Raw genomic sequence first — 12483 nt, forward strand, 5'->3', positions numbered from 1 at the left:
CCGCACTGAGTCGATCAAGGTAGTCGATTCGAAGGGCGAAGCGTGGCCAAGAAGCAAGGTGCCATCGAGATCGAGGGCACTGTCGTCGAGTCTCTGCCGAACGCCATGTTCAAGGTCGAGCTCCAGAACGGCCACCAGGTCCTGGCACACATCAGCGGCAAGATGCGTATGCACTACATCCGCATCCTCCCTGACGACCGGGTCGTGGTGGAGCTGTCTCCGTACGACCTGACGCGTGGCCGGATCGTCTACCGCTACAAGTAGATCTTGCCCCGCATCCCGTTCCGGCGGGGTGGTGGCACTGACCCGGAGAACCTCAATCCCATGAAGGTCAAGCCGAGCGTCAAGAAGATCTGCGACAAGTGCAGGGTGATCCGCCGTCACGGCCGGGTCATGGTCATCTGCGAGAACCCGCGCCACAAGCAGCGCCAGGGCTGACGCACGACCGATCCCTCTGCATCCATCGCAGAGTTTCGCGCGACGCAAGCTGAATATGTTCATACGCAGGATCCAGGCGGACGGCTGTTCGTCTGACACCCCCGGTTCGGAGGCCGGGGACCCAGTTCGTACCTGGTACGGCGGCTGGGAGTCGGTTCTGCGGAAGACCTCCGACAAGTAACTGGAGCCATTGAATGGCACGCGTTTCCGGTGTTGACATCCCGCGCGACAAGCGCGTGGAGATCGCCCTCACCTACGTGTTCGGCATCGGCCGGACCCTCTCCCAGCAGACGCTGGCCGCCACCGGCGTGGACCCGAACACCCGTGTTCGTGACCTCTCCGAGGAGCAGCTGGTCGCGATCCGCGAGTACGTCGACAACAACATCAAGACCGAGGGTGACCTCCGTCGCGAGATCCAGGCCGACATCCGCCGCAAGGTCGAGATCGGTACCTACCAGGGTCTGCGTCACCGTCGGGGTCTGCCCGTCCGCGGTCAGCGCACCAGCACCAACGCGCGTACCCGCAAGGGCCCGCGTCGCGCCATCGCCGGTAAGAAGAAGCCGGGCAAGAAGTAGTCCTCAGCGGACGCTCGTCAGCGGTCTTCGCTGCAGGACCGACCACCTCCCGTAGGAGTTATAGATGCCCCCCAAGGGTCGTCAGGGCGCTGCCAAGAAGGTGCGCCGCAAGGAAAAGAAGAACGTCGCTCACGGCCACGCGCACATCAAGAGCACGTTCAACAACACGATCGTCTCGATCACGGACCCGTCCGGCAACGTGATCTCCTGGGCCTCCGCCGGCCACGTCGGCTTCAAGGGCTCCCGGAAGTCCACGCCGTTCGCCGCGCAGATGGCCGCCGAGTCGGCCGCCCGCCGCGCCCAGGAGCACGGCATGCGCAAGGTCGACGTGTTCGTCAAGGGCCCGGGTTCCGGTCGTGAGACCGCGATCCGCTCCCTGCAGGCCACGGGCCTCGAGGTCGGCTCCATCCAGGACGTCACCCCGACCCCGCACAACGGCTGCCGTCCGCCGAAGCGCCGTCGCGTCTGACGCATCGGCTCACGCGGTCGGCATCCTGCTGGGGGTGCGGGGGTCGCCCCCCGCAATGTCGCAGCACGGCTGCCGTCCGCCGAAGCGCCGTCGCGTCTGACGCGTCGCCTTCGGGTTCACGGTTTTCGGGCGGTACGGCTCCGTAAAAGGGCCGTATCGCCCGTACCCTTGCAGTACCCGTCCCTTTCTGTCGGGGGCGGTTCAAGTCGGGCGTCAAATAGCGGGCGCCCCCGACTGAAGGATCTGATCCACACATGCTGATCGCTCAGCGTCCCTCGTTGACCGAAGAGGTCGTCGACGAGTTCCGCTCCCGGTTCGTGATCGAGCCGCTGGAGCCGGGCTTCGGCTACACCCTCGGCAACTCCCTGCGCCGGACCCTCCTCTCCTCGATCCCGGGTGCGGCGGTCACGTCCATCCGCATCGACGGCGTGCTGCACGAGTTCACCACCGTGCCGGGCGTCAAGGAGGACGTCACCGACCTGATCCTCAACATCAAGCAGCTGGTCGTCTCCTCGGAGCACGACGAGCCGGTCGTGATGTACCTGCGCAAGCAGGGCCCGGGTCTGGTCACCGCCGCCGACATCGCGCCCCCGGCCGGTGTCGAGGTGCACAACCCCGACCTCGTCCTCGCCACGCTCAACGGCAAGGGCAAGCTGGAGATGGAGCTGACGGTCGAGCGCGGCCGCGGTTACGTCTCCGCCGTGCAGAACAAGCAGGTCGGCCAGGAGATCGGCCGGATCCCGGTCGACTCGATCTACTCGCCGGTGCTCAAGGTCACGTACAAGGTCGAGGCCACGCGTGTCGAGCAGCGGACCGACTTCGACAAGCTGATCGTCGACGTCGAGACCAAGCAGGCCATGCGCCCGCGTGACGCCATGGCGTCGGCCGGTAAGACCCTGGTCGAGCTGTTCGGTCTCGCCCGCGAGCTGAACATCGACGCCGAGGGCATCGACATGGGCCCGTCCCCGACGGACGCCGCCCTCGCCGCCGATCTGGCGCTGCCGATCGAGGAGCTGGAGCTCACCGTTCGGTCGTACAACTGCCTCAAGCGCGAGGGCATCCACTCCGTGGGTGAGCTCGTGGCGCGGTCCGAGGCGGACCTGCTCGACATCCGCAACTTCGGTGCCAAGTCGATCGACGAGGTCAAGGCGAAGCTGGCGGGCATGGGCCTCGCGCTCAAGGACTCGCCTCCCGGCTTCGACCCGACCGCTGCGGCGGACGCGTTCGGTGCGGACGACGACGCGGACGCGGGCTTCGTGGAGACCGAGCAGTACTAAGAGCTCGGGCCTTCGGGTCCGTACTCGGGTGCGGGTGCGCTGTGCTCGATCGCGCAGTTCCCCGCGCCCCTTCCGGGGCGCACCCCGGATCTCCGACAGGCGACCGCCTGCTCGGATACTGACCCCGGTACCTGATACGGCCGGGGCAGACACCTAGGAGAAACACCATGCCGAAGCCCACCAAGGGTGCCCGTATGGGCGGCAGCGCCGCGCACGAGAAGCTGATGCTCGCGAACCTCGCGAAGTCGCTGTTCGAGCACGGTCGTATCACCACCACCGAGGCGAAGGCGCGCAAGCTGCGTCCGTACGCCGAGCGTCTGGTCACCAAGGCGAAGAAGGGCGACCTTCACAACCGCCGTCAGGTGCTCCAGGTCATCACGGACAAGAGCGTCGTCCACACGCTCTTCACCGAGATCGGCCCGCGCTACGAGAACCGTCCGGGTGGCTACACCCGCATCACCAAGATCGGTAACCGCCGTGGCGACAACGCGCCCATGGCCGTCATCGAGCTGGTCGAGGGTCTGACGGTGGCGCAGGAGGCGACCGGCGAGGCCGAGGCCGCGACGAAGCGTGCCGCCAAGGACGCCGAGGCTGCCGAGGCTCAGGTCGACACGACCAAGGCCGAGGACGCCGAGGAGTCGAAGGACGCCTAAGCGTCTGCCGGGGATTGTGGGTCGGCGGCCGCGGCTTCGTCGTGGTTGTTCGCGCAGTTCCCCGCGCCCCTGAGAGGGCGTTGGCGGGTCCGTTCCTTTTTGGGGACGGGCCCGCTTTTGTGTTGCTGAGAGGATCTGTACGTGAGTGATGAAGCAGCGGCTGGTTACGTTCGTGTCCGTCTCGATCTGTCGTACGACGGGAGCGAGTTCTCCGGGTGGGCCAAGCAGGCCGGGGGGCGGCGGACCGTGCAGGGGGAGATCGAGGACGCCCTGCGGACCGTGACGCGGTCGCGGGAGACGTACGAGCTGACCGTGGCGGGGCGCACCGACGCCGGGGTGCACGCGCGGGGGCAGGTCGCGCACGTGGACCTGCCGCGTGAGGTGTGGGCCGAGCACCACCAGAAGCTTCTGAAGAGGCTCGCCGGGCGGCTGCCCCGGGACGTGCGGGTCTGGGCCCTCAGGGAGGCGCCCAGTGGCTTCAACGCCCGTTTCTCGGCGGTGTGGCGGCGATACGCGTACCGGGTCACCGACAACCCCGGGGGCGTCGACCCGCTGCTGCGCAACCATGTGCTGTGGCACGACTGGCCCCTCGACGTGGACGCCATGAACGAGGCCGCCCGCGGGCTGCTGGGGGAGCACGACTTCGCCGCCTACTGCAAGAAGCGGGAGGGGGCCACCACCATCCGCACGCTGCAGGAGCTGAGCCTGGTGCGCGGGGACGACGGGATCGTCACGGCCACCGTGCGGGCCGACGCCTTCTGCCACAACATGGTGCGCTCGCTCATCGGGGCGCTGCTGTTCGTGGGCGACGGGCACCGGCCCGCCGACTGGCCGCGGAAGGTGCTCGACGCCGGCGTACGGGACTCCGCCGTGCACGTCGTACGGCCGCACGGCCTGACGCTGGAGGAGGTCGGCTACCCGGCCGACGAACTGCTCGCCGCGCGCAGCAAGGAGGCGCGGAACAAGCGGTCGCTGCCGTCGGCGGGGTGCTGCTGACGCCTCCCGGCCCGGCCGCGGTCGCCTACTGTTCGGCCGCGGCCGACGCCTGGGCCTCGCCGCGCAGGCGGATCCGGTCGAACGTGAACTGGACCAGGTCGTTGCCCGCCTTGAAGACCGCGGTGTCCCCGGGCGTCACATCCTTGCCGCTGGTGAAGCCGGCGTTGGTGAAGTAGGCGTAGCGGCCGTAGGAGTTGCCGGTCGTACGGCAGAAACCGGACTCGCAGAAGGGCTTCACGCCGCCGCCCGAGAGCGACTTGACGAAGCTCCTCTTGTTGGTCTGGCTCCTGGCCTTGGCGGCCTGGGCCTCGGTGTCGAAGACCGCCACACCGACCGTCACGGCGATGCCGCCCTTGGAGTAGGTGGCACGTATCAGGCGGGTGCAGTCGTTCCCGGTGAGGGCCTTGGGGAGCGTGCCGCCGGCCGCCGAGGCGCAGTTCCTGGTGTCGGCGGTGGGGCCCTTCTTGTACACCGTCTCGCCCAAGGTCAGCTGAGTGCCGGGGAAAAGGGTCTCCGGGCTGAGCGGGGCCTTGTCCTTCTTCGCGCTGGAGATGAAGTCCTTCGGGTCCAGCGGGGGCGGGGCGCTGGTCGGGGCGAACGACGGGGCCGAGGCCGAGCCGCTCGGGATGGCCGGGGAGGGCAGGGAGGCAGGGTTGTTCGCCTGGTCGTCGCCGCCCGCCGAGACCACGGCCACGGCGACGGCGGCACCGATCGCGACGGTGGCGAGCGCGCCGCCGCCGACCAGCAGCAGTCGGCGTCGTTTGTTACGGGCCTCGGACGCCTCGGCGAGCGCGGCCCAGTCCGGAGACTGGCCGCCGCCGCTGTTCCACGGCTGCTGCGACTGCGGTTTCCAGGGATCCCACTGGGACTGAGGTCCCCCCTGCCCAAAGCTCATGGGGCGCATCTTAGACGGGACATGGGGCGTGCTGGTCCGCCCCGAGCGACCCCGGAGCCCCTAGCGTTCCTCCCATGACAACGGGCAAAGGCGACATCTGCGGGTGGTTGGGGCGACTGCTGCCGGCCGTGGTGCTGCTGGTGTGCCTGTCGGTGTGGCTGCCGGCCGGACTCGGGGTGTGGCCGTCGGTGCTGCTCGGGGTGGTGGGGGCGTCCCGTCGTCCGCGCGGTGGCGGTTCCCTGCTGCGGTGGGGTGCCCGTGTGTGCGCCGACGTGGTGCTGTCGTCGGTGTTTCCGTGGGTGCGGCCGGTGCGGCGGCGGACGCTGCGGAGAGCCGTCACGGTGTGTGCCGCCCTGTGCCTGTCCGTGGTCGATCGCGGGCGGTGATCCCGCGTTTTGACCCTTGTCGAACGCCCCGGTATTCTGCTTGTTCGTTGTGTATTGGCTTGCTCATTCTCACGGGACGGGCCCTTACACCGGTCCACCGGGCCGATGACCAGCGACCAGCACGCGGTTTGCGTCACCGCAGTGCGGTCAAGGCTGTCGTGATCGTTTCGGTGACCTGTTCAGGACCATTCACTCGAAGCGAAGGCTACGAACCGTGCGTACGTACAGCCCCAAGCCCGGCGATGTGACGCGCCAGTGGCACGTCATTGACGCTCAGGACGTCGTCCTGGGCCGTCTCGCCTCCACCGCAGCGACCCTTCTCCGGGGCAAGCACAAGCCGATCTACGCGCCGCACGTCGACGCTGGTGACTTCGTCATCATCATCAACGCCGACAAGGTGCACCTGTCCGGCAACAAGCGGACCCAGAAGATGGCGTACCGCCACTCCGGCTACCCGGGTGGTCTGCGCTCCGTCCGCTACGACGAGCTGCTCGACAAGAACCCCGAGAAGGCCATCGAGAAGGCCGTCAAGGGCATGCTCCCCAAGAACACTCTGGGCCGTCAGATGCTCTCGAAGCTGAAGGTCTACAAGGGTGACCAGCACCCGCACGGCGCGCAGCAGCCGCAGCCGTACGAGATCACCCAGGTCGCGCAGTAAGTCCGGCCACCCCCTAAGACTGAAGAGAATCTGAGGAGAATCGTGGCCGAGACCACTGCCGAGCAGCCGCTCGAAGAGCTTGACATCGACAGCTACACCACCGAGTCCGAGGTCCCCGTCGAGGGCGAGTACACCTCGGAGTCCATGGCGTCCCGCTTCGGCGAGCCCCAGCCGGCCGCCGGCCTGGGCCGTCGCAAGAACGCCATCGCCCGCGTCCGGATCGTCCCGGGCACCGGCAAGTGGAAGATCAACGGTCGCACCCTCGAGGACTACTTCCCGAACAAGGTGCACCAGCAGGAAGTCAACGAGCCCTTCAAGGTGCTGGAGCTCGAGGGCCGCTACGACGTCGTCGCCCGCATCGCCGGTGGCGGTGTCTCGGGTCAGGCCGGTGCGCTCCGTCTCGGTGTCGCCCGCGCGCTGAACGAGGCCGACGTGGACAACAACCGCGGTCCGCTGAAGAAGGCCGGCTTCCTCCGCCGCGACGACCGTGCGGTCGAGCGCAAGAAGGCCGGTCTGAAGAAGGCCCGCAAGGCTCCGCAGTACAGCAAGCGCTAAACACGTCGCCTGTCCTGGCGACTGGCTTCGCAACGATCGCCCCGGCGGCACGGACTGTGCTGCCGGGGCGGTTCGTTTACACAACCCCGACCGCTCCCGGACAGTCTCAGGGAGGTACTCGGGGATGTGAGCCGCATTCTCTTCAGCAATTCGGAGGACAGCACAGTGGGACGACTCTTCGGCACGGACGGCGTGCGCGGTGTCGCCAACGCGGATCTGACGGCGGAGATGGCGCTGGGCCTCTCCGTGGCCGCGGCGCACGTACTGGCCGAGGCGGGCACGTTCGAGGGGCACCGGCCGACGGCGGTCGTCGGGCGTGACCCGCGCGCGTCCGGGGAGTTCCTGGAGGCCGCCGTGGTCGCGGGCCTCGCCAGCGCCGGTGTGGACGTCCTGCGGGTCGGTGTGCTGCCGACGCCGGCGGTGGCGTACCTGACCGGGTCGCTCGGCGCCGACCTCGGGGTGATGCTCTCCGCGAGCCACAACGCCATGCCCGACAACGGCATCAAGTTCTTCGCCCGCGGTGGGCACAAGCTCGCCGACGAGCTGGAGGACCGGATCGAGTCCGTCTACGAGGAGCACCGCACCGGCGCCCCGTGGGACCGGCCGACCGGGGCCGGGGTGGGCCGCGTGCGGGAGTACGAGGAGGGCTTCGAGCGCTACGTCGCGCATCTGCTGGGTGTCCTGCCGAACCGGCTCGACGGGCTGAAGGTCGTCCTGGACGAGGCGCACGGCGCCGCCGCCCGGGTCTCGCCCGAGGCGTTCCAGCGGGCCGGTGCCGAGGTCGTCACGATCGGGGCCGAGCCGGACGGGCTCAACATCAACGACGGGTGCGGCTCGACCCACCTGGACCTGCTCAAGGCCGCCGTCGTCGAGCACGGGGCCGACCTCGGTATCGCGCACGACGGTGACGCCGACCGGTGCCTCGCCGTGGACCACACCGGCGAGGAGGTGGACGGGGACCAGATCCTCGCCGTGCTCGCCCTGGCGATGCGGGAGCAGTCCGCGCTGCGGTCCGACACGGTCGTGGCGACCGTGATGTCCAACCTGGGCTTCAAGCTGGCCATGGAGCGCGAGGGCATCCGGCTGGTGCAGACCGCCGTGGGCGACCGGTACGTGCTGGAGGAGATGAAGGAGCACGGGTTCGCGCTCGGGGGCGAGCAGTCCGGGCACGTGATCGTCCTCGACCACGCGACGACCGGCGACGGGACGCTGACCGGGCTGATGCTGGCGGCGCGGGTCGCCGGGAGCGGGCGTCCGCTGCGGGAGCTGGCCTCCGTCATGGAGCGGCTGCCGCAGGTGCTGATCAATGTGCGGGACGTGGACAAGTCCCGGGTGAAGACGTCCGCGGAGCTGGCGGCGGCGGTCGCGGACGCGGAGCGGGAGCTCGGGTCGACCGGGCGGGTGCTGCTGCGGTCCTCCGGGACCGAGCCGTTGGTTCGGGTGATGGTCGAGGCGGCTGATATCGAGCAGGCTCGGTCGGTGGCGGGGCGGCTGGCCGATGTGGTGAAGTCCGCGCTGGGTTAGCCGGCCGTTCCGGGTTCGGGGCGGGGGCTGCGGGTGTCTGCGGGCTGCCGGTGGTGTGTGGCTTGTCGCGCAGTTCCCCGCGCCCCTGGCGGCGATGCCCCTCAGGGTGTGGCTTTGCGCTGCCTGGCCCAGAGCCACTTCTGGAGGGCGAGTGTCGCCGTGCCCGCGAGGATGATGCCCAGCAGGTTGAGCAGGAGTTGTTCCGTGGAGCCCCAGGTCTGCTTCATGTCGCCGTAGCTGAGGGCCACGGCCGCGTTCGCCGCGGCCGGGACGGTGGTCACCGAGATGGCCACGCCGACCAGGGCGCCCGACTTGGCCGACGTCAGGGAGAGGGTGCCGGCGATGCCGGCCAGGACCGCCACGACGAAGGAGAACCAGTCGGGGGCGTAGATGAAGCCGGTGTTGGGGCGGTCGCTCTCCAGCTTCCCCTCGGTGAACAGGTTCACCGCGTCCATGAAGTGGCTGAAGCCGACCGTCACCGCCATCGCCACGGCGAAGCCCACCAGCAGGGCGGTCAGCGAGCGCAGCGCCAGGCGGGGCGCGCGCTGCACCACCGCTGTGCAGATGCCGGCGAGCGGGCCGAACTCCGGGCCCACCGCCATCGCGCCCACGATCAGGATGGCGTTGTCCAGCACCACACCGCAGGCCGCGATCATGGTGGCCAGCGTGAGGAACGCCAGGTAGGTGACCGACAGCGTCGATTCCTCGTGGGTGGCGTCGGTCAGGTGCTCCCACAGCACCGCGTCCGCGCCCTCGCCCGGCGCGTCGGCCTCCGCCTTGTCGGCCCGCTTCGACAGCGACAGGTCGATGTTCTCGACGGCGATCGAGCCGCAGTCCTCCAGGTCCAGGTCCCGCAGGCGGCCCAGGAGCTCGTCGCCCGCCTCCCGGGCCACGTCGCACATCACGACGTCGCCGTCGGGATCGCGGGCCGCGCCCGGCAGCACGACGAGATGCGTGGTACCGACCGTCCCCTCGATCAGACGGACCACGTCACCCGTCTTCTCGGACGGCGTGATCAGGCGCAGATGCAGCATGGCGGCAGCGTAACGGTCACAGTTTGCGCAGGCTCAGGCGCTGCACCTTGTGGTCCGGGCCCTTGCGCAGCACGAGCGTGGCGCGGCCGCGGGTGGGGGCGATGTTCTCGACCAGGTTGGGCCGGTTGATCGTGCGCCACATCGTCCGGGCGTAGTCGAGGGCCTCCTCCTCGGAGACCTGGGTGTACTTGCGGAAGTACGAGGACGGGTTCTGGAAGGCGGTGGCGCGCAGCTTGCGGAAGCGGTTGAGGTACCAGTGCTCGATGTCCTCGACGCGGGCGTCGACGTACACGCTGAAGTCGAAGTAGTCGGCGAGGCCGACCCTGGTGCGGCCGTCCTTGCCGGGCAGGGCGGGCTGGAGGACGTTCAGGCCCTCGACGATCAGGATGTCGGGGCGGCGGACCGTGAGCCGCTTGTCGGGGACGATGTCGTAGATCAGGTGGGAGTAGACGGGGGCGGTGACCTCGTCCTTGCCGGCCTTGATGTCGGCGACGAAGCGGGTCAGCGCCCGGCGGTCGTAGGACTCGGGGAAACCTTTTCGCGACATCAGGCCGCGGGCCTGGAGCTCCTTGGTGGGCAGCAGGAAGCCGTCGGTGGTGACCAGCTCGACGCGCGGGTGCTCGGGCCAGCGGGAGAGCAGGGCCTGCAGGAGACGGGCGACCGTGGACTTGCCCACGGCGACCGAGCCGGCGACTCCTATGACGAACGGGGTGCCGGACTGGGAGCCCTGCTCGCCGAGGAACGTGTTGAGCGCCCCTCTGAGGCCGTCCGTGGCGCCGACGTAGAGGTTGAGGAGCCGGGACAGCGGGAGGTAGATGTCCCGCACCTCGTCCAGGTCGATCACGTCGCCGAGACCGCGCAGCTTCTCGACCTCCTCGGCCGTCAGCGGCAGCGGCGTCTTGTCGCGCAGCGCGCTCCACTCGGCTCGGGTGAGGTCGACGTAGGGAGTCGCCTCCGGGCGGGGCCGGTGGGCGCTCCGGGGCATCGAGGAGACCGGAGAGATCACAGTCCATTGTTACGGGCGTACGAACGGACGGTGAGGTGGGATCCGTCACGCGGGCTTTTCGGCCCTTCGGCAGGGGAGAAAACCGGCCAAAGGGAGGAATGTCAGTGGCGTGCGTCACAGTTGTGGGAAGGGTGGGCCCAGCCCGGGGTCCACGGACCCCGAGGGGTGACCCATGACGTATGCGATAGAGGCGGAAGGCCTGGTCAAACGGTTCCGGGAGACCGAGGCGCTGGCCGGTGTCGATCTGGCGGCCCGCAAGGGCACGGTCCTCGGGCTGCTGGGTCCCAACGGCGCCGGGAAGACCACCGCCGTGCGGATCTTCGCCACGCTGCTGCGGCCCGACGCGGGCCGGGCCCGGGTGGCCGGGCACGACGTGGTCCGGGAGGCCGGGGTGGTGCGCTCCCTGGTCGGTCTGACCGGGCAGTACGCGGCGGTCGACGAGAACCTCACCGGCACGGAGAACCTGCTGCTCATCGGCCGGCTGCTGGGGCTGCCGCGGCGGGAGGCGAAGGCGCGGGCGGGTGAGCTGCTGGAGCGTTTCCAGCTGACGCACGCGGCCGGGCGGGCGGCCAAGACCTACTCGGGCGGTATGCGCCGGCGCCTGGACCTGGCGGCGAGCCTGGTCGGCCGGCCCAGCATCCTCTTCCTCGACGAGCCGACCACCGGCCTCGACCCGCACAGCCGCGGTGAGCTGTGGGACCTGCTGCGCGGCCTGGTCGCGGACGGGGCGACCGCCCTGCTGACCACGCAGTACCTGAACGAGGCCGATGTGCTCGCCGACGACATCGTGGTGATCGACAAGGGCCGGGTGATCGCCGAGGGCACGCCCGACCGGCTGAAGGCGCAGGTCGGCGGGCAGGTGCTGGAGCTGCGGCCGATCCTCGGGCAGGACCTCGAACGGGCGCACGCGCTGGTGGCCGGGGCCGCCGGCGCCGAGGCCCGGATCGAGGGCGAGACGGTCACCGCCCCGGTGAAGGACCCCGAGCTGATGCCGGCCGTGGTGCGCGCGCTGGACCGGGAGGGGATCGCCGTCGGAGAGCTGGCCCTGCGCCGCTCCTCGCTCGACGAGGTCTTCCTCGCTCTGACCGGCCACCGGGCGGAGCCGGGCGAGCCCGAGCAGGACGGCGGCGCGGCCGTCCGGGGCGAGGACGAGGACGAGCGGGAGAAGGCGGTGAGCCGGTCATGACCGCCACCACCCTCACGGCACCGGTCACCGGGTCGGGCCGGGTGCCGGCCCTCGCCGGACTGCGGCAGACCTTCACCATGGCCTGGCGGAGCCTGGTCGCCGTCAAGCACAACCCGCTCGAACTGGTCGACTACAGCATCACGCCGATCATGTTCGTGTTCCTGTTCACCTATGTGCTGGGCGGGCAGATGGCCGGGTCGCCCGACGCGTACCTGAAGTACGCGCTGCCCGGGATCATCGTCCAGAACACCCTGTTCATGACGATGTACACGGCTATGGCCCTCAACACCGACCTCACCAAGGGCGTCTTCGACCGGCTGCGCAGCCTGCCCATCGCCCGTTCCGCCCCGCTCGTCGGGCGCATCACCGCCGACCTCGCCAAGCACGTGTGGGCGATGCTGCTGATGATCGGCCTCGGACTCGCGCTCGGCTTCCGGGTCACCGGCGGCTTCGGCGGGTTCCTGCTCGGGGTGCTGCTGGTGGTGGTGTTCGCGGCGGCCGTCTCCTGGAGCGCGGTGCTGATCGGGATGCTGGCCGGGGACGCGGAGAAGGTGCAGGCGTTCGCCTTCACGCTGATCTTCCCGATCACCTTCACCAGCAGCGCGTTCGTCGTCGTCGACACCATGCCGGGCTGGCTCCAGGCGTGGAGCGACGTGAACCCGGTCACGCACCTGTCCGACGCGTTCCGCGGGCTGCTGCTCGGCGGGCCGGTGGCGGAGCCGGTGCTGTGGTCGCTGGTGTGGGCGGCGGGCATCGCGCTCGTCTTCTACCCGCTGGCCATGAGGGCGTATCGCGCGAAGGTCTGACAGCGGGGCACCGAGCTGTTCGTAC

General features: G+C 69.5%; 16 protein-coding genes. 13 read left to right on the top strand and 3 right to left on the bottom strand.

Translation table 11 applies throughout. The features are described 5' to 3' along the window. The first annotated feature begins 42 nt into the window (after positions 1–42). The 7 genes from infA to truA all read left to right on the top strand — a co-directional run bounded on the left by infA (position 43) and on the right by truA (position 4408). Positions 43–264, top strand: a complete 222-nt coding sequence (infA, locus tag ABZ386_RS27515) for a translation initiation factor IF-1 (protein WP_003948620.1) — start codon at positions 43–45, stop codon at positions 262–264. Positions 265–324: 60 nt separating this feature from the next. Continuing rightward, positions 325–438: a 50S ribosomal protein L36 gene (gene rpmJ / locus ABZ386_RS27520; protein WP_003998809.1), complete on the top strand. Its 114-nt coding sequence runs from the start codon at positions 325–327 to the stop codon at positions 436–438. A gap of 194 nt (positions 439–632) precedes the next feature. Beyond that, positions 633–1013, top strand: a complete 381-nt coding sequence (gene rpsM / locus ABZ386_RS27525) for a 30S ribosomal protein S13 (protein WP_010036675.1) — start codon at positions 633–635, stop codon at positions 1011–1013. Positions 1014–1077: 64 nt separating this feature from the next. Continuing rightward, positions 1078–1482, top strand: a complete 405-nt coding sequence (rpsK, locus tag ABZ386_RS27530; protein WP_003956432.1) for a 30S ribosomal protein S11 — start codon at positions 1078–1080, stop codon at positions 1480–1482. A 254-nt stretch (positions 1483–1736) separates the two neighbouring features. Beyond that, positions 1737–2759 carry a DNA-directed RNA polymerase subunit alpha gene (locus ABZ386_RS27535; protein WP_003966937.1) on the top strand — a complete coding sequence of 341 codons (1023 nt, stop codon included), beginning with the start codon at positions 1737–1739 and terminating at the stop codon, positions 2757–2759. A 167-nt stretch (positions 2760–2926) separates the two neighbouring features. Continuing rightward, entirely contained in the window at positions 2927–3412 is a 486-nt protein-coding gene (rplQ, locus tag ABZ386_RS27540; RefSeq protein ID WP_351337586.1) for a 50S ribosomal protein L17, read from the top strand. 141 nt (positions 3413–3553) lie between these two features. Then, entirely contained in the window at positions 3554–4408 is an 855-nt protein-coding gene (truA, locus tag ABZ386_RS27545; protein WP_351337583.1) for a tRNA pseudouridine(38-40) synthase TruA, read from the top strand. A 25-nt stretch (positions 4409–4433) separates the two neighbouring features. Here truA and ABZ386_RS27550 read toward each other — a convergent pair whose 3' ends face one another. Next, a complete protein-coding gene (locus ABZ386_RS27550) occupies positions 4434–5303 on the bottom strand; it encodes a hypothetical protein (protein WP_358966254.1) in 870 nt (289 codons plus the stop codon). A 74-nt stretch (positions 5304–5377) separates the two neighbouring features. Between ABZ386_RS27550 and ABZ386_RS27555 the strand changes: the two genes are divergently transcribed. The 4 genes from ABZ386_RS27555 (at position 5378) to glmM (ending at position 8426) form a co-directional block, all read left to right on the top strand. Next, entirely contained in the window at positions 5378–5689 is a 312-nt protein-coding gene (locus tag ABZ386_RS27555) for a hypothetical protein (RefSeq protein WP_358966257.1), read from the top strand. A gap of 214 nt (positions 5690–5903) precedes the next feature. Beyond that, positions 5904–6347, top strand: coding sequence for a 50S ribosomal protein L13 (gene rplM / locus ABZ386_RS27560; protein WP_019754543.1), 444 nt, complete (start codon positions 5904–5906; stop codon positions 6345–6347). A 42-nt stretch (positions 6348–6389) separates the two neighbouring features. Further along, positions 6390–6902: a 30S ribosomal protein S9 gene (gene rpsI / locus ABZ386_RS27565; protein ID WP_031118774.1), complete on the top strand. Its 513-nt coding sequence runs from the start codon at positions 6390–6392 to the stop codon at positions 6900–6902. A gap of 165 nt (positions 6903–7067) precedes the next feature. Next, positions 7068–8426, top strand: a complete 1359-nt coding sequence (glmM, locus tag ABZ386_RS27570) for a phosphoglucosamine mutase (protein WP_351337573.1) — start codon at positions 7068–7070, stop codon at positions 8424–8426. A gap of 101 nt (positions 8427–8527) precedes the next feature. Here glmM and ABZ386_RS27575 read toward each other — a convergent pair whose 3' ends face one another. Both ABZ386_RS27575 and coaA read right to left on the bottom strand, forming a co-directional pair. Further along, complete coding sequence (locus tag ABZ386_RS27575) at positions 8528–9460, bottom strand: DUF389 domain-containing protein (RefSeq protein WP_358966260.1); 933 nt, start codon at positions 9458–9460, stop codon at positions 8528–8530. A 16-nt stretch (positions 9461–9476) separates the two neighbouring features. Beyond that, the gene (gene coaA, locus ABZ386_RS27580) at positions 9477–10466 is read right to left on the bottom strand and encodes a type I pantothenate kinase (protein ID WP_351337567.1); all 990 of its coding nucleotides are present in this window, start codon (positions 10464–10466) and stop codon (positions 9477–9479) included. Between the two features lie 172 nt (positions 10467–10638). On the opposite strand from coaA, the gene ABZ386_RS27585 reads away from it, so the two are divergent. Both ABZ386_RS27585 and ABZ386_RS27590 read left to right on the top strand, forming a co-directional pair. Further along, positions 10639–11652, top strand: coding sequence for an ATP-binding cassette domain-containing protein (locus tag ABZ386_RS27585; protein ID WP_351337564.1), 1014 nt, complete (start codon positions 10639–10641; stop codon positions 11650–11652). Continuing rightward, the gene (locus ABZ386_RS27590) at positions 11649–12458 is read left to right on the top strand and encodes an ABC transporter permease (RefSeq protein ID WP_351337562.1); all 810 of its coding nucleotides are present in this window, start codon (positions 11649–11651) and stop codon (positions 12456–12458) included. Before ABZ386_RS27585 ends, ABZ386_RS27590 begins: the two co-directional genes overlap by 4 nt. Positions 12459–12483 lie beyond the last annotated feature (25 nt).

It is taken from the genome of Streptomyces sp. NPDC006140, from assembly GCF_040628815.1.
Lineage (GTDB): Bacteria > Actinomycetota > Actinomycetes > Streptomycetales > Streptomycetaceae > Streptomyces.

Excerpts from the sequence above, each read along its gene's own strand:
- ABZ386_RS27555 (WP_358966257.1), top strand. The coding sequence starts at position 5,378 with ATGACAACGGGCAAAGGCGACATCTGCGGGTGGTTGGGGCGACTGCTG.
- ABZ386_RS27590 (WP_351337562.1), top strand. The coding sequence starts at position 11,649 with ATGACCGCCACCACCCTCACGGCACCGGTCACCGGGTCGGGCCGGGTG.
- rpmJ (WP_003998809.1), top strand. The coding sequence starts at position 325 with ATGAAGGTCAAGCCGAGCGTCAAGAAGATCTGCGACAAGTGCAGGGTG.
- ABZ386_RS27550 (WP_358966254.1), bottom strand. The coding sequence starts at position 5,303 with ATGAGCTTTGGGCAGGGGGGACCTCAGTCCCAGTGGGATCCCTGGAAA.
- rplQ (WP_351337586.1), top strand. The coding sequence starts at position 2,927 with ATGCCGAAGCCCACCAAGGGTGCCCGTATGGGCGGCAGCGCCGCGCAC.
- rpsK (WP_003956432.1), top strand. The coding sequence starts at position 1,078 with ATGCCCCCCAAGGGTCGTCAGGGCGCTGCCAAGAAGGTGCGCCGCAAG.
- ABZ386_RS27535 (WP_003966937.1), top strand. The coding sequence starts at position 1,737 with ATGCTGATCGCTCAGCGTCCCTCGTTGACCGAAGAGGTCGTCGACGAG.
- rpsM (WP_010036675.1), top strand. The coding sequence starts at position 633 with ATGGCACGCGTTTCCGGTGTTGACATCCCGCGCGACAAGCGCGTGGAG.
- ABZ386_RS27575 (WP_358966260.1), bottom strand. The coding sequence starts at position 9,460 with ATGCTGCATCTGCGCCTGATCACGCCGTCCGAGAAGACGGGTGACGTG.
- ABZ386_RS27585 (WP_351337564.1), top strand. The coding sequence starts at position 10,639 with ATGACGTATGCGATAGAGGCGGAAGGCCTGGTCAAACGGTTCCGGGAG.